Genomic DNA, 18057 nt, shown 5'->3' on the forward strand with positions numbered 1-18057 from the left:
ATCAAAGCCGTTCGCTATCACCGGGCAGCACTTCGCCGAGGGCGATCAGCACCTCGGCGGCCCCGAATCCGGCGGGCACGGCCCTGTGCTCGACCACCACGGCGCGCAGATCCTCGAGCGGTTCCGGATCGAGCCCGGCGAGCCCGGCGGCGTCGGCGAACAGATGGGTGACCCACTCGTCGGCGAGCGCCTCGCTCGTGGCCGCCGCCGGCAGCACCATCGTCGCCCCGGCGGCCCCGGCGGCCACCAGTTCCAGCAACGCCGCGGGCGAATCCGCGCGGCCCTGCCGGAACGTGCGCGATTCGAAGGTCAGCTCGGTCCGTTCCCGCAGCAGGTCCACCGCCGCCGCCAGCCGGTCGTAGCTCAGGGTGCGATCGGCCGCCGCGAAGATCGGGTCGGCCCCGCGCAGCGGCCGCGTCCGGTTCGCGTAGGTCACCGGCCGCGCGGACTCCCCCGCGACCTCGGCGACCACGGCCGGATCGTCGAGCACCAGCCACTCCACGCCGGCCCCCGCCGGCGCCGCTCCGGCCGCGAGCCCGACCTTGATCTCCAGCGACGCTGGTAGTTCCGCGCCCTCGCCGACGGGCACCACGGCCGCACCGGCCTTCAGCACCGCCCACACCGCGACCGCCGCCTCGACGCCGCGATCCAGCCGGATCGCCACGCCCGTGCCCGGACCGCAGCCGCGCCCGATCAGCACCCGCGCCAGCCGCGAGGAGCGAGCGCCGAGGTCCTGATAGGAGACCGCGTCCTCGCCGAACGCCAGCGCCGGCCCGTCGGGGTCGTCCTCCACCGCGGCCGCGAGCGCCTGCGCCAGCGCGGTCCCGTTGGCCGACACCGGCTCGGCCGGTTCGGCGCGGTGCGCGGGCACCCGCGCCCGCTCCTGCTCGTCCAGCAGGTCGATGTCGCCGACCAGGATCTGCGGGTCCGCGGCCACCGCGGCCAGGATCCGTTCGAACCGGCGGCCCAGCGCCTGCACCGTGGACTCGTCGAAAAGCTCGGTGGCATAGGTCAATACGGTGACCAGATCGGCGGGCGAACCGTCCGCGTCGTGCCGCGGCTCGACGATCACCTGCAGGTCGAACTTGGCCGCCACCCGGTCGCTGTCCAGCGCCTCGACGGTCAGGTCCGGCAGTTCCAGGGTCGGCTGCTCGGTGTTCTGGAACGACAGCATCACCTGGAACAGGCTCTGCTCACCCGAGCGGCCCGGCGACACCACCTCGACCACCCGCTCGAACGGGATGTCGGAGTTGGCGAAGGCGGAGAGGTCGGTCTCGCGCGCCTTCTCGACCAACGCGTCGAAGGTGTCGGCCGTGCTCACCCCGGTGCGCAGGGCCAACGTGTTGACGAACATGCCGACCAGGTCGTCGAGCGCGCGCTCACCGCGTCCGGCGATCGGCGTGCCGATGGTGATGTCGGCGCTGCCCGACTGCCGGGCCAGCAGCGCCGCCAGCGCCGCGTGCACCACCATGAACAGCGACGAATTGTGTTCGCGCGCAACGCGCAGCAGGCCCTCGTGCACCGCCGCGGGCACCTCGAGGCCGACCATGCCGCCGCGCATCGAGCGCACCGCCGGGCGCGGCCGGTCCGGCGGCAGCAGCGCGCTGCCGGAGAGGCCGGCGAGCTGGCCGCGCCAGTAGTCCAGCTGCCGGGCGGCGATCGAGTCGGGTTCGTCGTCGGTGCCGATGACCGAGCGCTGCCAGACCGCGAAGTCGGCGTACTGGACTTCCAGTGGGGCCCAACCGGGTTCGCCGCCCCGCACCCGCGCCAGGTAGGCGGTCATGAGGTCGCGCGCCAGCGGCGCCAGCGACGCGCCGTCGCCCGCGATGTGGTGCAGCACCATCGCCAGCAGGTGGTCGTCGCCGTTGCGCAGCAGCAACGCGCGCACCGGAACCTCTTGCGTCACATCGAAACCGGCCGTCATCAGCTCGGCGATGTGGCTGATCGGGTCGGCCCCGTCCACCACCGGCAGCCCGCCGGGCAGCGCCTCGGCCGCCGACAGAATCTCCTGGTACGGCAGCCCGCCCGGACCGCCCGCCGGGTAGCGGGTACGCAGCACCTCGTGCCGCTCCAGCACGTCGGTCACGGCCGCGCTCAGCGCCGCCACGTCCAGCGCGCCGGTGAGGCGCACCGCCAACGGGATGTTGTACGAGGGGGATTCGGGGTCGAGCTGGTTGATGACCCACATCCGCTGCTGCGCGAGCGACAGCGGGACCCGGTCGGTGCGCGGCACGGGCGCCAGCCGCGGCCGCGACGAGCCGGCCGCGGCGCCCGGGACGATCCGTGCGGCCAGCGCGGCCACGGTCGGCGCCTCGAACACCTCGCGGACGGCGACGTTCGCGTCCAGGGCCTCGTTGATCCGGGCCACGGCCCGGGTCGCGAGCAGCGAATTGCCGCCCAGGGCGAAGAAGTCGTCGTCCAGGCCGACCTCGCCCGCGCCGAGCAGCCCGCCGAACACGTCGGCGACCGCCTGCTCGATCGGGGTGCCGGGCGCGCGGAACGCGGCCGATCCGATGAATTCCGGTGCGGGCAGCGCCTTGCGGTCGAGCTTGCCGTTCGGGGTGAGCGGCAGCGCGTCCAGCACCACGACGGCGTCGGGAACCATGTAGGCGGTGAGGAATTCGCCCACCCGGGACCGCAGCGCCGCCGAGTCGAGCTGCGAGCCCGCTTCTGGGACAACGTATCCCACCAGCCGGTCACCGGCCTGCTCGTCGGTGCGCACGACCACGACGGCCTGGCTCACGCCCGCGCACCGCAGCAGCGCCGACTCGATCTCGCCGAGTTCGATGCGGAAACCGCGCAGCTGCACCTGCTGGTCGCTGCGTCCGGCGTACTCCAGGTTCGCCTCGCCGCCGAAGCCGGCCCACCGGCCGATGTCGCCGGTGCGGTACATACGAGAACCCGCCGGGCCGAACGGATTCGCCACGAACCGCGTGGCCGTGAGACCGGGGCGGCCGAGGTATCCGCGCGACAGCTGTTCGCCGGAGATGTGCAGTTCACCGGCCACGCCGACCGGTGCGGGGTGCAGCCGGTCGTCGAGCACGTAGGTGTCCAGGCCCGGCAGCGCGCGGCCGATGACGCTGGCGGGGATGTCGGCCAGCCGCTCGTCCACGGCCAGGAACGACACGTGCACCGTGGTCTCGGTGATGCCGTACATGTTCACCAGCTGCGGCGCGTCCGAGGCGTGCCGCTCGTACCAGCGCGACAGCTGCCGCAGGTCCAGCGCCTCGCCGCCGAACACGACGTAGCGCAGCGCGAGCTTGCCGTCGCCGCCGGCGTGCGCGGCCCGGTCGGCCTCGGCCAGCTGGTAGAACGCCGAGGGCGTCTGGTTCAGCACGGTGACCTGCTCGCGAATCAGCAACTCGCGGAACAGTTCCGGCGACCGCGAGGTGAGGTAGTCCACGACCACCACGGCGCCGCCGTTGGCCAGCGCGCACCACAGCTCCCAGACCGAGAAGTCGAAGGCGAACGAGTGGAACAGCGTCCACACGTCGGTCTCGTCGAACTCGAACAGCAGCTGGGTGTTGGCGAACAGCTCGAGCACGTTGCGGTGCGAGACGCCGACGCCCTTGGGCACGCCCGTGGATCCGGAGGTGTAGATGACATAGGCCAGGTTCCGCGGCCGCAGCGGCTCGACCCGGTCGGCGTCGGTCACCGGCGCGTCCGAGTGCCCGGCGGTGTCCTCGAGCAGCAGCACCCCGGCCGCGGTGGCGGGCAGCGCGTCCCGCTGCTCGGCGGTGGTCAGGACGCACGCGGGTGCGGCGTCGGACAGCATGAACTCCAGCCGCTGCGCCGGGTAGGTGACGTCGATCGGCAGGTATCCGGCGCCGGCGACCAGCACACCCAGCAACGCGACGGGCAGCTCCTCGGTGCGCGGAACCGCCACGGCCACCAGCGATTCCGGGCCCACGCCCTGCGCGATCAGCGCCCGCGCCACCCGGTTGGCCCGCCGCTGCAACTCGCCGAAGGACAGCGTGGTGTCGCCGTAGCGGATCGCGACCGCGTCGGGACGGCGGCGCGCCTGCGCGGCGAGCAGGTCCACCAGCGTCACCGGCGGCACCTGGGCGCCGGTCGAATTCCATTCGCGCAGCACGAGTTCGCGCTCACCGGGCGCCAGCACGTCGATGTCGCCGACGACCGCGGCGGCGTCGGCGGCCACCGCGTTCAGGATGCGGCGGAACCGATCGGCGAAGTCCTGCACCGTGGCCTCGTCGAACAGGTCGGTGGCGTAGGTGAACGACGCCGACATGCCTTGCGGCACATTGTGTTCGTCGATGCGCTCGGCGATCGCGAGCTGGAGGTCGAACTTGGCCAGCGGCACCGCCAGATCCACGCCCGACACCGCCAGCTCGGGCAGCTCCAGCTGGGCCGGCGCCAGGTTCTGGAAGGTCAGCATCACCTGGAACAGCGGGTGGCGCGCCGCGGACCGGACCGGGTCCAGCAGCTCCACCAGGCGCTCGAACGGCACGTCGGCGTGCCCGAAGGCCGCCACGTCGGTGCCGCGCACGCCGCGCAGCAGCTCGTCGAACGGCTGGCCCGGGTCGATCTCGGTGCGCAGCACCAAGGTGTTGACGAACATGCCGATCAGATCGTCGAGTTCGGCCTCGCCGCGGCCCGCGATCGGGGTGCCGATCGCGATGTCGCGGGTACCCGACAAGCGTGCCAGCAGCACCGCCAGCGCGGCGTGCACGACCATGAACAGCGTCGAATTGCTGCCGTGCGCCAGGCGATTCAGGGCGGCGTGCACCGCGGTGTCGATCTCGAAGTCGACGGTCGCGCCGTGGTTGGTGGCGACCGCCGGGCGCGGCCGGTCGGCCGGCAGCTCCAGCTGCTCGGGGAGCGCGGCCAGCTGCTGCTGCCAGTAGGCGATCTGCTGGGCCAGCACCGATTCCGGATCGTCCTCGGCGCCGAGGGTTTCGCGCTGCCACAGCGCGAAATCGGCGTACTGCACGGCCAGCGGCGACCACTCGGGCGCGCCGCCGCGCACCCGGTCCAGGTAGGCGGTCATCAGGTCGCGGGTCAGCGGGCCCATCGAGAAACCGTCGCCGGCGATGTGGTGGACCACGCACACCAGCACGTGGTCGTCGGCGGCCAGCCGCAGCACGCGCAGCCGCACCGGCGGCGCGGTGGTCGCGTCGAATCCGGCGGTCACCGTCTCGGCGACCAGTGCGGGCACCTCGGCCTCACTCGCGTCGTCGACCGGAAGGTCCGGCACCGCACGGGCATCCGAGAGCGGCAGCACCAGCTGGTAGCCCTCGCCGTCGAGATCCGGGTAGACGGTGCGCAGCACTTCGTGCCGCTCCACCAGGTCGCGAACGGCGGCCCGCAGCGCGTCCAGGTTCAGCGCGCCGGTCAGCCGCACCGCCGCCGGGATGTTGTTGACGGCGCTGTGCGGGTCGAAGCGGTTGAGGAACCACATGCGCTGCTGCGCGTAGGACAGCGGGATCCGTTCCGGGCGCGGCATCGGCCGCAGCTGCTGCCCGGCCGCCGACCCGGCGTGCCGCTCCACCCGTTCGGCCAGCGCCGCCACCGTGGAGGCCTCGAACAGCAGCTGCACCGGCACCCGCACGTCCAGCGCGGATCCGATGCGTGCCGCGGCCTGGGCGGCGAGCAGCGAGTTGCCGCCGAGTTCGAAGAAGTCGTCGTCCGCGCCGACCCGGCCGTGCGCGGTCTCCCCGACGGGTTCGCCCGCCGCCGGATCCGGCTGCTCCGCGGGGCCCGCGGGCACCAGCAGCGCCGCGAACACGTCGGCGACGATCTCCTCGACCGGCGTGGACGGCGCCCGGAAAGCCCGTGCGGCGAAGGCGGGTTCGGGCAGCCGCGCGCGATCGAGCTTGCCGATCGGGGTCAGCGGGATCTCGTCCAGCACCATGATCAGCGCCGGAATCATGTAGGCGGGCAGCGACTTTCCGAGGAACTCTTCCAATTCCGCGGTGTCGACGGTGGTTCCGGCGCGCGGCAGCACATAGGTGACCAGCGTCGTGGCCCCGGTCGGCAGGGTCCGGCCGAGGGTGGCGGCGAAGTCGATGTCCGGGTGCTCGGTCAGCGCGTTGTCGATCTCACCGAGTTCGATGCGGAAGCCGCGCACCTTGACCTGGAAGTCCGACCGCCCGAGGAATTCGATGCCGCCGTCGGATTCGTTGCGCCGCACCAGGTCACCGGTGCGGTACAGCCGCGTCCCCGGGTTGCCGGTCTCCGCGCCGAACGGGCTGGCCACGAACCGGCCCGCCGTCAGGCCCGGCCGCCCCAGATACCCTTGCGCCAGTGCGGGTCCCGATAGGTACAGCTCACCCACGACCCCGGCCGGCACCGGACGCAACCGCGAATCCAGCACGAACAGGCCGACTCCGGGGATGGGCGACCCGATCGTGATCGGCCCGCCCGGTTCCAGCGCGACGGAGGAGACCAGGATGGTGGCCTCGGTCGGGCCGTAGCCGTTGACGAACGAGCGCCCGTCACGCGCCCAGCGGCCCACCAGTTCCGGGCCGAACCGGTCGCCGATCACCATCACGGTCTCGATGTCGTCGAGCCCCGTCGGGTCCACCGACTCCAGCGCGCCCGGCGTGATGAGCATGTGGGTGGCCCGCTCGCGGCGCAGCAGATCGGCCAGCTCGTAGCCGCCGAACACCTCCGGCGGCGACACCACCAGCGTCGCGCCCGAGGAGAAGGCCAGCATCAGCTCCAGCACGGAGACGTCGAAGTTCGGCGAGCACACGTGCATGACGCGCGAATCGTCGCCGACGCCGTAGTGCTCGCGCTCCGCGGCCACCAGCGCGCCGAGCCCGACGTGGGTGACCACGACGCCCTTGGGCCGCCCCGTCGAACCCGAGGTGTAGATGACGTAGGCCGGATGCTGCTCGGTGAGCGTGCGCACCCGGTCGGTGTAGGAGATGGGATGCGACGGCCGCGCGCCCACCCGCTCGCGCACCACCGGGTCGTCCAGCTCCAGCCAGTACACGCCGGTGCCGAGGGCCGACCGGTGCGCCGAGGTGGTCAGACCCAGCACCGCACCGGAATCGGAGACCATGTGCGCGATGCGCTCGGCCGGGTAGGTCGGGTCCACCGGCACGTAGGCCGCGCCGGTCTTGGCGATCGCCCACACCGACAGCACCGACTCGATCGAGCGGGTGATGCCGATGGCGACCACGTCGCCGGCGCCGATGCCGCGGTCGATCAGTTCCCGGGCCAGCCGCGAGGAAGCCTCGTCCAGCTCCCGGTAGGTCAGCTCACGCGCGTCGGCGGGATCCACGGCCGCGAATCGGATCGCCACCGCGTCGGCGGCGGACTCCACCGCGGCGGTGAGCAGCTGTCCGAAGAGCGGGCCGCCCGACCGACGACGACGGCCTCCACGAGCGGAACGGCGGGCAGTTTCCATTCGAGTGCATTCACCTCTCGCGTCCAGCAGGTCCGCACGGCCGAACGGTATCGGCGGCCCTCGCACGGTCCGGGCAATCATATAGGGGTCGCGGTGCACGGCGGCGTCCGCGCGAGCTCCCTGTACTCATCGGTACGAGGGTGCCCCCTCGTTGCGCAAGGAGGCGAATTCGGTGACCTGAGTCACAGCGCCTTACAGCCAGCCGCGGCGGATCGCCTGCACACCGGCCTGGAAGCGGGTGCTCGCGCCGAGCCGCTCCAGCAGGCTCGCGGTGCGGCGCACCACCGTGCGCCGCGACATGCCGAGCCGGCGCGCGATGGTGTCGTCGGTGGCGCCCAGGCCCATCAGGGTCAGGATGGCGCGGTCGCGCTCGTCCAGCGGCTCGTCCGGGTTCACCGAGATCGGCGCGGCCAGCGACCACAGCACGTCGAAGGTGTGCACCAGCAGGTCCAGCGTGGGGGAGGGGCCGATGCGCAGGCCCATCGGGTCGCCGCGGCGCTCGTCGTTGTGCAGCATCAGGCTGGCCCGCTCGCCGTCGGCGATCATCACCTTCAGCGGCGGGTCGGGCAGCGTACGCGCCTGCGCCCCGGCGGCATTGGTGGACAGCGCGTACCGCAACCGGTCGGGGTCCTGGTAGATGGTGTCCTGGTACAGGGTCTGGTAGCGGACACCGGCATCGATGCGCGCGGACTTCAGCTCGAACAGCCGCTCGGCCTTGTCGAGGTCGGCCACGAAGGGACCGCGCTCGACCAGCCGCACACTGCCGCGCGCGGACCGCTGCAGGTCCTCGAATTCGGCGATCAGTTCCCGGGTTTCGTACATCGGCACGATGGTGCCGCCGCCACGCGCGGTGCGGCGCACCGAGCGGAAGGTCTCGCCCAGCCGCGCGGCGGCGGCGTGCATGCGGGCGGTGTCGGCCTGGCGGCGGCGGGACTCGGCCTCGGACAGGGCCTCGGGAGCGTGGGCGTCCCAGACGCTGGTGCCGTTGGTGTCGATGCGGACGGCGGCCTGGAGTTCGCACAGCCGGTCGAGGGAGGCCTCGGCCACCTCGGGCGAACATTCCAGGTAGGACGCCAGCTCGGCGAGGCTGCAGCGCGGGTGTTGCACGAGTGCCGCGTAGGCCCGGCCGTGCAGGGATCTGGAGTCGAACAATTCGTGTAAACCCGTCACACCACCAGCCCCCACAACCGCCGGTCGCGCCCGAACACGACCGCTGACACCCGCGACGATTACTGGGGTCCCCATGACTGCTGCGACAGGATGACGCCCTTGCTGGCCAGATAGGGCGTGGGATCGATCTTGACGTCGTTCGGGTCCCAGATCTCGAGGTGCAGGTGCGGGCCGGTGGAGTTGCCGCGGTTGCCGACCGTGGCGATCACGTCGCCGGCGTTCACCCGCTGGCCGACGTGGGCGAGGATGTCGTTGACGTGGCCGTAGACCGCGGTGGTGCCGTCGTCGTGCTTGACCCGCACCCACAGGCCGAAGCCGGAGGCCGGCCCGGCCTCGATGACGGTGCCGTTCTCCACCGAGTGGATCGGGCTGCCGATGGCGTCGGCGAAATCGACGCCGTAGTGGAAAGCGCCCCAGCGCGAACCGAAGTCGGAACTCACCACGCCCGCCACGGGGCGGACCGCGGGCGCCGGGGCGACCTGGTTCTGCAGGCCCTTGATGACCTGCTCGGCCTGCGCGAGCGGACCGGCGACCTCCGGCGGCAGATTCTGCAGACCGAACGGGGCGGGCGGCAGCGGCGCGGCGACCGGGGTGGCCTGCACCTCCGGCTCGAGGACCGGGCCCGGCGCGGGCGCGGGCGCGGCGACGGCCTGCTTCACCTCGGCGGCCGGCTCGGACACGGTGTCGAGCGCGATGGCGTCGCCGTTGTTGCTGTCATGGCCGACCGGCAGCAGCGGCGCGGCGTGCGCGAGCTGGGCCGCGGTGCCGACGATGGCCCCGGTGGCGACAGCCGCGCTGGCCACCAGCTTCATCCGGTCGCCGGTGCGCGGCTCGGCGCGATGCCGGGTCGGACGACCGGCAACACCATCTCCGAGCAATTCCTTGACAGATATCGAACTGGAGGTCTCACGGTGCTGCGGCAAGGTTCGTCCTAGCGTCGATCAACTTCGGATGGCGGCGCCGATTCGAAACCTCGATTTCGGTAACGATTCGGCATACGCCGTGACGGAAACTGTACTCCGTCGTGACCTTTTCGCAACCTTCTCGGGAGAAAGTCCAGGTGATCGCGGTATCCGCGTTCTGGTCGGCTGTTACATACGCCAGACTGGACCTGTGATCCTCGACGACTTGCGGACTCCGATCGTGCTGGCGCCGATGGCCGGCGGCCCGTCCACGCCCGAACTCGCCGTCGCGGTGACGGCCGCCGGCGGGCTGGGCTTCCTCGCCGCCGGCTACCTGAGCGCGGGCGATCTCGCCGACCGGATGGTGCGCACCCGCGGCCTGCTCGACGGCGTGCGCGCGGACGGCGAGACGCCGCCGGGCGCACGCGCGTTCGGCGTGAACCTGTTCGTGCCCGGCGCGCCCACACCGCCCGAGCACTTCGCCGCGTACCTGGAACGGATCGGCCGCCGCTACCCGCTCGGCGAGGCCCGCTTCGACACCGACGACTGGGACGCCAAACTCGACGTCCTGGTCACCGACCCGGTGGCGGTGGCGTCGTTCACCTTCGGCTGCCCGGCGGCGAGCAAGGTGGACCGCCTGCGCGCGGTCGGCACCGAGGTCTGGGTGACGGTCACCTCGGTGGCCGAGGCCCGCATCGCCGTCGAGGCGGGCGCGGACGCGCTGATCGCCCAGGGCGCCGAGGCCGGCGGGCACCGCGGCACCTTCGTCGACCGCCCCGACGACGACGCGGCCGACCCGCTCTCGACCCTCGCACTGCTGCAACTGCTCACGGCCGCCACCGACGTGCCGGTGGTGGCGGCGGGCGGCATCGCGACGGGCGCGGGCATCGCCGCCGTGCTGGCCGCCGGCGCCGCCGCCGCGCAACTGGGCACGGCGTTCCTGAACTGCCCGGAGGCCGGCACCGCGCAACTGCACCGCGACGCCCTGGCCATCGACGCGCCGACCATGCTCACCCGCGCCTTCAGCGGCCGCCGGGCCCGCGGGCTGCGCAACGAGTTCATCCTCGACCACCCGGACGCGCCCGCCGCCTATCCCGAAATCCATTACGCCACGGGGCCGTTGCGCAAGCAGGCGCGCGCCGCGGGCAACGCCGACGCGGTGAACCTCTGGGCGGGCCAGACACATACGCTGACCAGCGCGTTACCGGCCGCCGAACTGGTGCGCGCGCTGTCCGCCGCGACGAAAGACGCTCTGAAACTGGCACATTCGCGCACAATCCAGGTTTGTTGACAACGTTTTTCGTTTAGAATCGGATGACATCATCCGCCATCCCACGAGGAGAGCGCTATGTCATTGGACGTTCCCACCGCACTACTCGAGCGCGCCGAACGCGGCGAGGTCTCGGACGAGGAGTTCGTCGAGTGTGTCCGCAACTCGCTGCCCTACGCCTATGAGGTGGTCAGCCGAGTGGCAGCCGATCTGCGTTCCGGCACAGCGGAATTCGCCGACAACCAGGTGGCTCCCCCGGACGAGGCGGCCCGCGGCCAGCTGCTGCGCGCCATGGCGTCGGACTCCATCCGGGGCGGCCTCGAGCGGCACTTCGGGGTGAAGATCGCGTTCCAGAATTGCCACCGGGTAGCGGCGTTCCCGCTGTCGGAGGTCGGTGGCGAGACCTACACGCGGTTCATCTCCACCCGCGCGCAGTTGCTCAACCAGAGCCCGGAACTGCGTAACTGCTAGTCGAATACGCCGACCGGCGCGGGCGATGCGTTGCGCCCGCGCCGGTTTCGCGTACCGGGCCGCCCGTCAGTCGCGCGGGAGTAGCCGCAGCGTCGTGGAACGCGCCTTGGCGCTGGTGATCTCGGCGATGATGCTGGCGGCGTAGCGCTGATACTTCGTCGCGTACTCGCCGTCGACGGCGTCGTCGAGGGTGTGGTCGGCGTCGGCGAAGGTGACGTTCCGATCGATGCTCCCGGCCCGGATCCGCCCGCGTCCGCTGTCCCGGGCCGCCCGGAACCACGTCGAGTCGGGGCCGTTGACCGAGCGCACATAGAGGTCGCGGCCGTGGCGCACCACCCAGATCGTCACCGGCATGCGCAGGGTGCCGTCCCGCCCCGCGGCGGCCAGCTGCAGTTCTTCGGTCTCCGCGATCCTGGTCAGTTCGTCGGCCGTCCACTTCGCCATCGCGTCTCCTTCCGGGTCCCGCTGGTGAGCTGGGAAGCATTGTTCCCTGTCGACACCGCGGGTCCCGGCTGCGACACCGGCCGATCCGTACCGAACGGTCCGAGGACGGTCAGAGTTCCTGCAGCATGCGCTTGAGCACCTTGCCGGTCGGGTTGCGCGGCAGTTCGCCGAGGAAGACGACGTCGCGGGGGACCTTGTAGCGCGCCAGATTGGCCTTCACGTACGCCTTGACGTGCTCGGCGGTGAGGGTGTCGTCGTCGCGCACGACGAAGGCCCGCAGCCGCGCGCCGAAGTCGTCGTCGGCGACGCCGATCACTGCGGCCTCGCGAATTCCCCGGTGCGCGTTGAGCAATTCCTCGACCTCGCCCGGGAAGACGTTCTCGCCGCCGGAGACGATCATGTCGTCGTCCCGGCCGTCGATGAAAAGCCTTCCGGCGGAATCGAAGTGGCCGACGTCGCCGGTGGACATCAGGCCGCGGACGCGCTCCTTGCCGCCCCCGCCGGTGTAGCCCTCGAACTGCGCGGCGTTGGTGACGAAGATGCGCCCGGACACCCCCGCCGGCACCTCCTCGCCGCGGTCGTCGAGGATCTTCACCACCGCGCCGAGCACCGGGCGGCCCACGCAGCCCGGCTCCTCGGCGAGGTCGCCCGGGGTGGCGACGGTGGCGTAGGCGACCTCGGTGGAGCCGTAGAGGTTGTAGACCACCGGGCCGAACAGCGCCGTCACCCGGCGGCACAGATCGGCGCCGAGCTGCGACCCGGCCACGAACACGATGCGCAGCCGGGACAGATCCCGCCCGGTCAGCGCCTGCGGCCCGAGATCGGCGATGCGGGCCAGCATGACGGGCACAGCGATCAGCGCGGTCGCGCGGTGGCGGGACATGCTGTCGATCACCTGCTGCGGATCGAAGCGGCGGCGGATCACCAGCGTGGAGCCGAATCCGATGGCCAGCAACGACATCGCGAAGCCGAGGGTGTGGAACAGCGGCGCCGGGCATTCGGTCACCTCGCGGGCGCGGAACGGGACCTTGCTCAGGATCGCGCCCAGCGGCTCCAGCGAGCGCGGCTCGGAGCGGGCCGCGCCCTTCGGGGTGCCGGTGGTGCCGCTGGTCAGCAGGACGATCCGGGAGCCCGGCCCGGTCGCGGGCGGCGACGCGGGCGAACCCGCGGCGATCAGGGACTCCAGGCTGCTCGGATGGCTGGTGTCGGTCCAGGCCCGGTACGCGCCGCGCCGCGGGCTGACGTCACCGAGGATCGGCTCGTACTCCTCGTCGTAGACCAGCAGGTCCGCGCCCTCGCGGGCGGTCACGTCGCGCAGCTGCGGACCCGCGAAGTCGGTGTTCAACAGGATGATTCGGGCGCCACACTTGGCGGCGGCGAACATCGCGTCCAGCAATCCGCGATGGTTGCGCGCCAGAATCGCCACGCCCTCACCGGAACGCAGTCCGCGCTTGCGCCACTCGTTGGCCAGCCGGTTCGAGCGGTCGTCGAGCTCGCGGTAGCTCAGCGCGCCCAGCTCGTCGACGACGGCGGTGCGCTCGCCGTAGCGGCCGGCCGAAAGTCGCAGCAGCGCAGGCAGACCGCCGTGCCGCAGCATCTCGGTGCCCGCGGCCAGCAGCGGCAGCGGCGACTCGATCCCGACCACGCCGCTGCCCACGCACAGCCACAGATATTCCAGCTCGGTCCACACCCGGACGCCCAGCGTCCGCAGCAGATTCACCGTCATGCGCCAACCCCCTTGCCGCAGTAGGAATCTCCGGCAGTACACGCACGAACAGCAACCATGCCGGACCTCCTCGTCCACCCGCCTGTGGCATGCGCCCCCAGGTTAACCCCCGGTGCGCACGCCCGCCCACCCCATCCGCGACGGCTACTTCCCGTGCGCGCGCAGCTGATACAGCCCCTTCGTCTCCGCGACCACCACACCGTCGGCGTCGGTCACGGTCGCGTTCAGCGCGAAGTCGGCCTTGCCGTTCGCCTCGGCGTCGGCGACGATGCGCGCGATCTCGGCCTCCGACAGCTCCGCCGTCGCCCGCACGTCGGTCTTGGCGGGCTTGCGGAAGAAGATCTGCAAGTCCTTGACCAGCGGGTAGTACTTCGCGTTGTCGAAGGTGGCGATCGGGATCGCGCCGCCCAGGATCTCGGCCACGGTGAACAGCACACCCGCGTACATGACGCCGAAGTGGTTGCCGTTGCCCTCGATCGGCACCGTGGTCGCGGCGAAGCCGGGCCGCACCTCGAGCGCCTTGACACCCATCTTGTGCGCGATCGGAATCGTGAACTCCAGCGCCCCGTTCACCATGTCCGCGAACGCCGGGGCGTCGCTGCTCGTCTCGGCCATGAGTCATCCCTTCGTGCGCACCACCGCGTGCACCGGCCGTCGACCGGTGCGCCCAGCGTACGACATCCTGTTGACGGCCTGCCAACAGCGTCGGGAACTACAGGGTCGTGACCTTCAGCTCGCCGTCGGCGTAGCGCGCCCGCAGCCGCTTCTTGTCGAACTTGCCGACGCTGGTCTTGGGCACCTCGTCGATGACCGTCCAGTGTTCGGGCAGCTGCCACTTGGCGAACTTGTCGGCGAGGAAGTCCCGCAACTCGGCCGGTTCGGCGGTGGCGCCCTCCTTGAACACAACCGCCACCAGCGGCCGCTCGTCCCACTTCTCGTCGGGGATGCCGATCACCGAGGCCTCGGCCACGGCCGGATGCCCCATGATCGCGTTCTCCAGATCCACCGAGGAGATCCATTCGCCGCCGGACTTGATCACGTCCTTGGAGCGGTCGACCAGCGTCAGATAGCCGTTCGGGCTGATCTTGCCGACGTCGCCGGTGCGCAGCCAGCCGTCGTGGAACTTGTCCGGATCCACCACCGCGCCCTCGGGCGAGTAGTACGAGCCGGTGATCCAGGGCCCGCGAACCTCCAACTCCCCCAGCGCTTCTCCGTCGTTGGGCAGCACCGACCCGTCGTCGCCGACCAGCCGGGCCTGCACCGAGGCCGGGAAGCGGCCCTGGGTGTAGCGGTAGTCCCACTCCGCGTCGCCGACCGCCTCCGCGGGCGGATGCGCGACGCTGCCCAGCGGCGAGGTCTCGGTCATCCCCCAAGCGTGCAGCAGTCGCACGCCGTGCTTCTCCTGGAAGGCCCGCATCATCGCCGGCGGCACCGCCGACCCGCCGACCACACACGTGCGCAGGTGCGAAATGTCCTGCGGCTGCGCCTCGAGACCGGCCAGCACGCCGCCCCAGATGGTGGGCACGGCGGCGGCGAAGGTCGGCTTCTCGGCGGCCATCATCTGCAACAGCGGCGCGGGTTGCAGGAAGCGGTCGGGCATCAGCAGGCTGGTGCCGGTCATCATGGCGGCGTAGGGAATTCCCCACGAATTGGCGTGGAACAGCGGCACGATCGTCAGCACGGTGTCCGCGGCGGTGAAGCCCATGCTGTTCGGCGAGACCACCTGCATGGCGTGCAGCCAGTTCGAGCGGTGCGAGTAGACCACGCCCTTCGGGTCGCCGGTGGTGCCGGAGGTGTAGCACATGCCGGCCGCCGAACGCTCGTCGATCACCGGGTAGTCGTAGGTTTCCGGTTGCGCGGCAAGCAGTTCCGCGTAGGAGTGCACCTGCACGCCGGCCGGGGCGGTCAGGCTCGCGGCGTCGCCGTTGGCGACGATCACGTGCCGCACCGTGCGCAGCTCCGGCAAGTACCGGGCGAACATCGGCACCAGCGACCCGTCGACGATCACCACCTGGTCCTCGGCGTGGTTGGCCACGTAGACCAGCTGCTCCGGGAACAGCCGGATGTTGAGCGCGTGCAGCACCGCGCCCATCGCCGGCACGGCGGCGTAGGCGGCCATGTGCTCGGTGTTGTTCCACATGAAGGTGGCGACCCGGTCGCCCTCGCCGATGCCCAGGCCGCGCAGCGCGTTCGCCAGCTGCGCGCACTGCACCCCGAGTTCCCGGTAGGTCGTGGTGCGCACGCCGTCGCCGGTCCACGTCGACACCGTCGCCTCGCCGTGGAACGTCGTCGCGTAGCGCAGCAAGGTCGCCAGCGACAACTGCTCGTCCTGCATTGTGCTCAACATCTGAACCGCCACTCCTCACCAGTGAACGAGGTCACATCTGCCGCGAGGATAGCCGAAACCGAACTCGCCGGTAACCGCGTCCGCGAACTCTGCGCCCCACGACAACACGCGGCGCGAGCAGCGCGAACACGAGACAGGCGGGGAACCGGCGGAAAAAGACGGCTGCGCGCGACGAACCCCACCTCGTCACGCGCAGCCGCCACTGCCGGTCGGCGACACCCGACGCAGAGCAACCGACCGGCAGACTGCCCGATGCGGGACGGCGATGGTCGACGACGCCCCCTGCGGCATCGTCGGATCACCAAACCCGCACCAGGACAGGCTATTTGGAGCAATTTCCTAGTTGGAAATAGTAGAGATTCTCTCTGTCACCTGTCCAGTCGGAATGACGGACGGCCGCGGCCGACTCCCGGTCGCAGCGGCTCGCCCGATCGTCCCCAGCGCCACGACCTGCGGGAAGTCCCGGAATGCCTGGCCGAAAATATGGATTTCCTGTCCGCAGATCTCTTCGCGTCAGCGCTGGGAAAGACTTAGCCTCGGGATATGACTCGCACGCCGTCCATCCTCATCATCGGCGCCGGATTCGCCGGCCTCGGCATGGCGCTGGAGTTGCAGCGCGCCGGCATCGACGACTTCACCATCCTGGAGAAGGCCGAGGATCTCGGCGGCGTGTGGCGCGAGAACACCTACCCGGGCGCGGCCTGCGACGTCCCGTCACCGCTGTACTCGTGGTCCTACGCGCCGAAATCCGATTGGCCGCGGCGCTTTTCGGAACAGGCCGACATCCACGCCTACATGCGCGAGGTGGCCGTCGAACACGGCGTGCCCGCGAAGATCCGGTTCGGCACCGAGGTCACCGACGCCGAATTCGATGAGCGCCAAGGCGTCTGGCAGGTGCGCACCGCCGACGGCGCCACCCTGACCACCGACGTCCTGATCCCGGCGGTGGGCCAGCTGTCACGGCCGGCGATGCCGAACATCCCCGGCATCGACACCTTCACCGGCCCGGCGTTCCACTCCGCCGAGTGGGACCACGGCGTCGACCTCACCGGCAAACGGGTCGCCTGCATCGGCACGGGAGCCAGTGCCATCCAATACATTCCGCGCATCCAGCCGCAGGTCGCACACCTCACGCTGTTCCAGCGGTCGGCCGCCTGGGTGCTGCCGAAGTTCGACACCGAGTACAGCGCAAGGCATCACGCCCTGTTCAAGTACTTCCCGCCCAGCCGCCTCGCCGAACGCTTCGCGATCTGGAGCCTGTTCGAGGTGCTGGCGCTGGCGCTCACCGACATCCCCGCGATGAAGAAGCCGGTCGTCGCCCTCGCCGATCGCCATCGCGCCCAACAGGTTTCCGACCCCGTGCTGCGCGCGAAGCTCACCCCCGACTACGCCCCCGGCTGCAAACGCGGCCTGTTCTCCAACGAGTACTTCCCCGCCCTGGCCCAGCCCAACGTCACCGTCGAGACCACCGGCATCGAGGCCGTCACCCCCACCGGAATCCGCACCACCGACGGCGTCGACCACGAGGTCGACGTCATCATCTACGGCACCGGCTTCAAGGGCACCGAATTCCTCGCCCCCATGAACATCTACGGCCTCGGCGGCCGCAAACTCTCCGACGTATGGTCCCCCGAAGGCGCCCGCGCCTACCTCGGCATCGCGGTCCCCCACTTCCCCAACCTCTTCATGATGTACGGCCCCAACACCAACGTAGGCTCCGGCTCCATCATCTACATGCTCGAATCCCAGGCCCGCTACATCCGCCAAGCCATCCACCACCTATCCACCCACCCCGGCCACTACCTCTCCCCCCGCCCCACCGCCGAACAGTCCTGGGACGCCTGGCTCCAAAACCGCCTCAAAGACACGCCGTGGAATTTCTGCTCCAGCTGGTACCGCAACGCCTCCGGGCGGATCACCAACAACTGGCCGGGGGCTACGGTGCTCTACCGCTGGAAGACCCGGCGGTTCGTTCCGGAGGAGTACGAGGTTGGGGTGGCGACCACCGCCTGACCAGCCTTCCTCCGAGTGTCACCAGGGGTGGCGCCGCGGAACACCCAACCTCCCCCGCACCACCCCACCCCTCCCTCACTAGCTCCCGCACCCGCGGCGCGGCCCGCGAACCGGTACGCCCGGACAGGACAACCGGAATCACAGCACGCAGAGGCCCCACCAAGCCGCCGCAGCCACAGCCCGCCGCCACAATGCCCCTGATCCCACCCCCACCCGGTAGACTCCGCCCAAGCCGGACCACACAGTCGTCCGACCAGCCCTCGTAGCTCAGGGGATAGAGCACCGCTCTCCTAAAGCGGGTGTCGCAGGTTCGAATCCTGCCGGGGGCACAAGAATTGC

10 protein-coding genes and 1 tRNA gene are annotated in these 18057 nt (G+C 70.9%); 4 read left to right on the top strand and 7 right to left on the bottom strand.

The features are described 5' to 3' along the window. Position 1: 1 nt before the first annotated feature. The 3 genes from IU476_RS08490 to IU476_RS08500 form a co-directional block, all read right to left on the bottom strand. The gene (locus tag IU476_RS08490) at positions 2 to 7375 is read right to left on the bottom strand and encodes a non-ribosomal peptide synthetase (RefSeq protein WP_195098383.1); all 7374 of its coding nucleotides are present in this window, start codon (positions 7373 to 7375) and stop codon (positions 2 to 4) included. Positions 7376 to 7567: 192 nt separating this feature from the next. Next, positions 7568 to 8527, bottom strand: a complete 960-nt coding sequence (locus IU476_RS36750; protein ID WP_267466401.1) for a helix-turn-helix transcriptional regulator — start codon at positions 8525 to 8527, stop codon at positions 7568 to 7570. Between the two features lie 77 nt (positions 8528 to 8604). Continuing rightward, entirely contained in the window at positions 8605 to 9468 is an 864-nt protein-coding gene (locus IU476_RS08500; protein ID WP_228823332.1) for a M23 family metallopeptidase, read from the bottom strand. A gap of 190 nt (positions 9469 to 9658) precedes the next feature. Between IU476_RS08500 and IU476_RS08505 the strand changes: the two genes are divergently transcribed. Next, on the top strand, positions 9659 to 10738 hold the full coding sequence (locus IU476_RS08505; RefSeq protein ID WP_195098387.1) for a nitronate monooxygenase: 1080 nt from the start codon (positions 9659 to 9661) through the stop codon (positions 10736 to 10738). 57 nt (positions 10739 to 10795) lie between these two features. Beyond that, a complete protein-coding gene (locus tag IU476_RS08510; RefSeq protein WP_195098389.1) occupies positions 10796 to 11188 on the top strand; it encodes an SCO5389 family protein in 393 nt (130 codons plus the stop codon). A gap of 66 nt (positions 11189 to 11254) precedes the next feature. Here the strand turns inward: IU476_RS08510 and IU476_RS08515 are convergent, their stop codons facing one another. The 4 genes from IU476_RS08515 to IU476_RS08530 all read right to left on the bottom strand — a co-directional run bounded on the left by IU476_RS08515 (position 11255) and on the right by IU476_RS08530 (position 15705). Then, entirely contained in the window at positions 11255 to 11632 is a 378-nt protein-coding gene (locus IU476_RS08515) for a DUF2255 family protein (RefSeq protein WP_195098390.1), read from the bottom strand. Positions 11633 to 11741: 109 nt separating this feature from the next. Continuing rightward, on the bottom strand, positions 11742 to 13358 hold the full coding sequence (locus tag IU476_RS08520; RefSeq protein ID WP_195098392.1) for an acyl-CoA synthetase: 1617 nt from the start codon (positions 13356 to 13358) through the stop codon (positions 11742 to 11744). Between the two features lie 144 nt (positions 13359 to 13502). Next, complete coding sequence (locus tag IU476_RS08525) at positions 13503 to 13973, bottom strand: YiiD C-terminal domain-containing protein (protein ID WP_195098394.1); 471 nt, start codon at positions 13971 to 13973, stop codon at positions 13503 to 13505. Positions 13974 to 14070: 97 nt separating this feature from the next. Then, positions 14071 to 15705, bottom strand: a complete 1635-nt coding sequence (locus IU476_RS08530; RefSeq protein WP_195098396.1) for a long-chain fatty acid--CoA ligase — start codon at positions 15703 to 15705, stop codon at positions 14071 to 14073. Positions 15706 to 16248: 543 nt separating this feature from the next. Here IU476_RS08530 and IU476_RS08535 point away from each other — a divergent pair. Next, positions 16249 to 17718 (top strand): flavin-containing monooxygenase, encoded by a 1470-nt coding sequence (locus IU476_RS08535; protein WP_195098398.1) that lies wholly within the window; start codon positions 16249 to 16251, stop codon positions 17716 to 17718. 256 nt (positions 17719 to 17974) lie between these two features. Then, positions 17975 to 18047, top strand: a tRNA-Arg gene (locus tag IU476_RS08540). The last annotated feature ends 10 nt before the right edge of the window (positions 18048 to 18057 follow it).

Source organism: Nocardia blacklockiae (genome assembly GCF_015477355.1).
Taxonomy (GTDB): domain Bacteria; phylum Actinomycetota; class Actinomycetes; order Mycobacteriales; family Mycobacteriaceae; genus Nocardia; species Nocardia blacklockiae.